General features: G+C 39.9%; 2 protein-coding genes. Both read left to right on the top strand.

Translation table 11 applies throughout. The annotated features are described in order from the left end of the window. The first annotated feature begins 249 nt into the window (after positions 1 to 249). Complete coding sequence (locus OCV72_RS16410) at positions 250 to 1,215, top strand: ParB/RepB/Spo0J family partition protein (RefSeq protein WP_055284953.1); 966 nt, start codon at positions 250 to 252, stop codon at positions 1,213 to 1,215. A 14-nt stretch (positions 1,216 to 1,229) separates the two neighbouring features. After that, positions 1,230 to 1,465 (top strand): ParA family protein (locus tag OCV72_RS16405; protein ID WP_242859280.1); only part of this gene is annotated, 236 nt, incomplete at its 3' end.

The raw sequence follows: 1,465 nt of genomic DNA, 5'->3' as shown, positions 1-1,465 counted from the left end.
CACAAAATTCCATTCAAAATGATCAATTTCCAGCTAACGCAATCCGATTTTTGTTAGCTGACAGCTAATCAAAATTACCGGTTTGCAAACCTGGGTTTTAGGAAGTCCAGCTAACATTTGGGTTCCGCTCCGTTGTCACCCTTTATTCGGGGATGTAAATCAGAGAAAAGGAGGGAAAAGAAACAATCTCTCCCAAACCTGCAAACATAAATTAGCTGAAACAGTATTCAATTCTATTAGCTACAGCTAATGGTCAAACAGCAATGTCTGTTTGGAACTTTACTATCTATAAAAGTTCCAGGCAGGCATTTTTTAGTTTCTGAATCCTGGAGGAAAGGAGTCAAGATGACTGAGCCAAACAGACAATCAGGAGAAAAAGAAGAAAGAATCATAGAAATTGAGATTGAGCGTCTTCGCCCTTTTAAGGAACATCCATTTCAAGTAAAAGATGATAAGGAAATGTTTCTTCTGCAGGAAAGCATTGAGAAGTATGGCATTTTAAATCCGCTGATCGTCAGACCAGTACCGGATGGCTACTATGAGATCATATCCGGCCACAGAAGAAAACATGCTGCGGAGAAACTGGGATATCGTAAAGTACCGGTGATTATCCGGGTATTAAGTGAAGATGATTCCATTTTAAGTATGGTGGATTCTAATCTTCACAGAGAACGGATCAGCTACAGCGAAAAAGCTTTTGCTTACAAACTGAAGAATGACGTACTAAAAAGAAAAAGTGGTCGAAAAAAGAGCCAAGTTGACCACAAAACACCAAGAAAACGATCGATAGATATTATCAGTGAGGATTGTGGTGATAGCCCAAAACAAGTGCAGCGTTATATATCACTGACAAAGCTTATACCGGAAATGTTGCAGAAACTGGATGATGAGATTATTTCTTTTTGTCCGGCAGTAGAGATTGCTGCATTGAAAGAAAATGAACAAAGAGAACTGCTTAAAGCAATGGATTATGCACAGGCGATTCCGTCACTCTCACAGGCTCAGCGGATAAAGCAGCTGAGTAAAGAAAAACAGTTATCGTTAGAAAAGATGGAAGAAATCATGTGTGAAGTTAAAAAAGGTGAGATCACCAGAGTAGCTTTTACCAATGAGCAGTTACACAAGTATTTTCCAAATTCTTATACACCGGCAATGATGAAACGGGAAATACTGGCACTGCTAAAATTATGGAAAAAAGAATCATGGGAAAGTTAAAGGAGGAAGAAATCATGTGTAAAGTTATATCCGTAGTAAACCAGAAAGGTGGAGTCGGCAAGACCACCACAACCGTAAATGTAGGTATTGGACTGGCAAGAGAAGGAAAGAAAGTGTTGCTGATCGACGCGGATCCACAGGGAAGTTTAACAGCAAGTCTTGGGTATGAGGAACCGGATGATCTTCGCATCACATTGGCAACGATCATGATGGATGTCATCAACGAAGAAGAAATCTCTCTGGAAGATGG

The organism is Dorea amylophila (assembly GCF_025567265.1).
Taxonomy (GTDB): domain Bacteria; phylum Bacillota; class Clostridia; order Lachnospirales; family Lachnospiraceae; genus Dorea_A; species Dorea_A amylophila.
The sequence above is the reverse complement of the archived record's forward strand: the minus strand, read 5'-3'. Positions and strand labels throughout refer to the sequence as shown.

Excerpts from the sequence above, each read along its gene's own strand:
- OCV72_RS16410 (WP_055284953.1), top strand. The coding sequence starts at position 250 with ATGGTCAAACAGCAATGTCTGTTTGGAACTTTACTATCTATAAAAGTT.